The organism is Streptomyces sp. NPDC059649 (assembly GCF_042734445.1).
Taxonomy (GTDB): Bacteria; Actinomycetota; Actinomycetes; order Streptomycetales; family Streptomycetaceae; genus Streptomyces.
The window spans coordinates 1-2,587 of record NZ_JBHWDV010000120.1 but is presented as its reverse complement, the minus strand read 5'-3'; the positions used below and the strand labels follow the sequence as shown (position 1 = coordinate 2,587).

Here is a 2,587-nt window from a genome sequence, read left to right as displayed (position 1 = left end):
GACCGGATGGTCTGGTGGCGAGGTTCCTTTGAAGAAAACACAGCGAGGACGCTGTGAACCGAGGGATTATTCCTCCCTCTGGTTCCGCTCAACGCGAGTGTCACCGGGAGTACCCGGAAGCATTCACGGAGAGTTTGATCCTGGCTCAGGACGAACGCTGGCGGCGTGCTTAACACATGCAAGTCGAACGATGAACCTCCTTCGGGAGGGGATTAGTGGCGAACGGGTGAGTAACACGTGGGCAATCTGCCCTTCACTCTGGGACAAGCCCTGGAAACGGGGTCTAATACCGGATATGACGCGCGACCGCATGGTCTGTGCGTGGAAAGCTCCGGCGGTGAAGGATGAGCCCGCGGCCTATCAGCTTGTTGGTGGGGTGATGGCCTACCAAGGCGACGACGGGTAGCCGGCCTGAGAGGGCGACCGGCCACACTGGGACTGAGACACGGCCCAGACTCCTACGGGAGGCAGCAGTGGGGAATATTGCACAATGGGCGAAAGCCTGATGCAGCGACGCCGCGTGAGGGATGACGGCCTTCGGGTTGTAAACCTCTTTCAGCAGGGAAGAAGCGAGAGTGACGGTACCTGCAGAAGAAGCGCCGGCTAACTACGTGCCAGCAGCCGCGGTAATACGTAGGGCGCAAGCGTTGTCCGGAATTATTGGGCGTAAAGAGCTCGTAGGCGGCTTGTCGCGTCGGATGTGAAAGCCCGGGGCTTAACCCCGGGTCTGCATTCGATACGGGCAGGCTAGAGTTCGGTAGGGGAGATCGGAATTCCTGGTGTAGCGGTGAAATGCGCAGATATCAGGAGGAACACCGGTGGCGAAGGCGGATCTCTGGGCCGATACTGACGCTGAGGAGCGAAAGCGTGGGGAGCGAACAGGATTAGATACCCTGGTAGTCCACGCCGTAAACGTTGGGAACTAGGTGTGGGCGACATTCCACGTCGTCCGTGCCGCAGCTAACGCATTAAGTTCCCCGCCTGGGGAGTACGGCCGCAAGGCTAAAACTCAAAGGAATTGACGGGGGCCCGCACAAGCAGCGGAGCATGTGGCTTAATTCGACGCAACGCGAAGAACCTTACCAAGGCTTGACATACGCCGGAAAACCCTGGAGACAGGGTCCCCCTTGTGGTCGGTGTACAGGTGGTGCATGGCTGTCGTCAGCTCGTGTCGTGAGATGTTGGGTTAAGTCCCGCAACGAGCGCAACCCTTGTTCTGTGTTGCCAGCATGCCTTTCGGGGTGATGGGGACTCACAGGAGACTGCCGGGGTCAACTCGGAGGAAGGTGGGGACGACGTCAAGTCATCATGCCCCTTATGTCTTGGGCTGCACACGTGCTACAATGGCCGGTACAATGAGCTGCGATACCGCGAGGTGGAGCGAATCTCAAAAAGCCGGTCTCAGTTCGGATTGGGGTCTGCAACTCGACCCCATGAAGTCGGAGTTGCTAGTAATCGCAGATCAGCATTGCTGCGGTGAATACGTTCCCGGGCCTTGTACACACCGCCCGTCACGTCACGAAAGTCGGTAACACCCGAAGCCGGTGGCCCAACCCCTTGTGGGAGGGAATCGTCGAAGGTGGGACTGGCGATTGGGACGAAGTCGTAACAAGGTAGCCGTACCGGAAGGTGCGGCTGGATCACCTCCTTTCTAAGGAGCACTTCTTACTCGGACTTGTCCGGGGCAGAGGCCAGTACATCAGCGAGTGTCTGATGCTGGTTGCTCATGGGTGGAACGTTGACTACTCGGCACGGTCGGTTGGGATCATTAGTACTGCTTCGGCGTGGAACGTGAGTCTTCAATTGGTCGGGTCGGGCACGCTGTTGGGTATCTGAGGGTACGGACTGTTAAGTCTGGACCTTCGCGATGCCGGCCCCAGTGAACTCAGCCTTCGGGTTGGGGTGGTGGGTGGCTGGTCGTTGCTTGAGAACTGCACAGTGGACGCGAGCATCTGTGGCCAAGTTTTTAAGGGCGCACGGTGGATGCCTTGGCACCAGGAACCGATGAAGGACGTGGGAGGCCGCGATAGGCCCCGGGGAGCTGTCAACCGAGCTTTGATCCGGGGGTGTCCGAATGGGGAAACCCGGCAGTCGTCATGGGCTGTCACCCGCTGCTGAACACATAGGCAGTGTGGAGGGAACGCGGGGAAGTGAAACATCTCAGTACCCGCAGGAAGAGAAAACAACCGTGATTCCGGGAGTAGTGGCGAGCGAAACTGGATGAGGCCAAACCGTATTGGTGTGATACCCGGCAGGGGTTGCCAGTGCGGGGTTGTGGGATCTCTTTTTCATCGTCTGCCGGCGATGAGACGAGTCAGAAACCGTTGATGTAGGCGAAGGACATGCGAAAGGTCCGGCGTAGAGGGTAAGACCCCCGTAGCTGAAACGTCAACGGCTCGTTTAAGAGACACCCAAGTAGCACGGGGCCCGAGAAATCCCGTGTGAATCTGGCGGGACCACCCGTTAAGCCTAAATATTCCCTGGTGACCGATAGCGGATAGTACCGTGAGGGAATGGTGAAAAGTACCGCGGGAGCGGAGTGAAATAGTACCTGAAACCGTGTGCCTACAAGCCGTGGGAGCGTCGC

At 58.4% G+C, this 2,587-nt stretch carries 2 rRNA genes; both read left to right on the top strand.

What is annotated here, in order from left to right:
• The first annotated feature begins 122 nt into the window (after positions 1-122).
• Positions 123-1,651, top strand: a 16S ribosomal RNA gene (locus tag ACFV1J_RS40290).
• A gap of 305 nt (positions 1,652-1,956) precedes the next feature.
• Positions 1,957-2,587, top strand: a 23S ribosomal RNA gene (locus ACFV1J_RS40285); the annotation flags it as partial.